Below are 1,241 nucleotides of genomic sequence, written 5' to 3' on the forward strand. Positions count from 1 at the left end.
AGTGTCTGGGAAAAAACTAATTCTCAGACAGGAAAAAAGAACGATGATTTCCTAATGGATTTCATCGTTCTTTTTCTATACTTTAAGTGCCTTCCTTGATATTATTGAATCACCACAAAACAAAAAGAAAGAAGGCAATCTTAATGTATCAAAATTATACCATAGGTCAAACAGCTTTAACACTCAACTTAGACTTCGCTATTCCTCATAATCATTTGGCTAATACCATTAGCTGGTTTGTCGATTCAATTCCAGAAGATGTCTTATTGGGTAATACTGCTAAAACCGGTCGTCCAGCTTATCATCCAGCGATGATGCTTAAAATCTTGCTTTTTGCTTATTCCAGAAGAGTATTTTCAGGCAGAAAAATCGAATTAATGCTGGAAGAAAACGTGCCGATGATGGCTTTGGCTGAACACCAACAGATTTCTTACCATACTATCAATAACTTTAGATCCAGCAAGCATGCCAATGAGCTGGTTAAGAAAAGCTTCCTCTACTTTACCAATTTGTTAGAAGCCGAGGGCCTTATCAATGAAGGAGCGATCTTTATTGATGGCACTAAAATCGAAGCTGACGCCAATCGCTATACTTTTGTTTGGCGCAAGGCAGTTGAAAAATTTCATGACAAGCTCAAAGGTCAAGCGGTTGAGCTTTATGATGAATTGATTGCCAAAGAAGTCGTCAAAGCAATGGCAAAAGAGAAAGTCCAGACCAGTCAAGGTTTGGCAGAGCTAGCACAAGAAACGGAAGCCGAGATTGAAAAGCTGACCGAAGAAATTGAGCAAGAACCCAAAGCAATCCCTGGCGGTTCGCCTAGAAAAGCAAGAAGACGCGGTCTTAAAAAGCTGCTTCATAAACTAAGAAAAGACTATGTTCCTCGAATGAAGAAATATGAAGAGGCGAAAGAAATCTTTGCAGGGCGTAACAGCTATTCTAAGACAGATCATGACGCGACTTTCATGCATATGAAGGAAGATCACATGAAGAACGGCCAGCTCAAGCCAGGCTACAATATTCAAGCCGCCACCACTGATCAATATGTGGTTGACTTTGCTTTATACCCTAATCCAACTGATTTCAGAACTTTCGAACCATTTTTAAAGCAGATGACGACACTAGACAAGTTTGACAAGATTGTCGCTGATGCTGGTTATGGCAGCGAATATAATTATTCAATGTTAGAAGAAGAGTATTCAGACAAGAAGTACTATATTCCTTATACCATGTACGAAAAGGAA

1 protein-coding gene is annotated in these 1,241 nt (G+C 39.3%); it reads left to right on the top strand.

Annotation, left to right across the window (positions count from 1 at the left end; translation table 11 throughout):
* Positions 1 to 143: 143 nt before the first annotated feature.
* Positions 144 to 1,241, top strand: a 1,098-nt coding sequence (locus tag CP357_RS09875) for a transposase (protein ID WP_143468460.1), incomplete at its 3' end; no start/stop codon positions are given.

Source organism: Lactobacillus sp. UMNPBX6 (assembly GCF_002553975.1).
GTDB classification, from domain to species: domain Bacteria; phylum Bacillota; class Bacilli; order Lactobacillales; family Lactobacillaceae; genus Lactobacillus; species Lactobacillus gallinarum.